The sequence below is a fragment of the Chryseobacterium sp. SIMBA_029 genome, from assembly GCF_046535275.1.
Taxonomy (GTDB): domain Bacteria; phylum Bacteroidota; class Bacteroidia; order Flavobacteriales; family Weeksellaceae; genus Chryseobacterium.
Genome location: NZ_JAWRXA010000524.1, coordinates 1 through 259, shown reverse-complemented (window position 1 = coordinate 259; position 259 = coordinate 1). Strand labels below are relative to the sequence as shown.

General features: G+C 34.4%; 1 protein-coding gene. It reads right to left on the bottom strand.

From position 1 onward, the window contains the following. The coding region (locus SB679_RS25070; protein WP_410705026.1) for an insulinase family protein at window positions 1-259 on the bottom strand (259 nt) is incomplete at both ends.

The following is a 259-nucleotide window of genomic DNA, read 5'->3' as shown; positions in this document are numbered from 1 at the left end:
CTACATCTAAGGCCTTTTTATCTTGGTCTATCAGTTTATATTTTAAAACTGAAGATTTTCCATCACTTAAATAAGAAGAAAGCATATCAAGGGTATAAGCATCTTTCTCTTTATTCCCAGGTACTCTGTACGCAAAAACATAGGCCGGTAATTGAATATTCTGGTCTATTTCCGTAACTTCTTTTTCCTGAACAATAGGATCCTCCTTAGGGAATTCTTTAGAAGTTACCATTCCTTTTGGAATACCTCCATAATACAG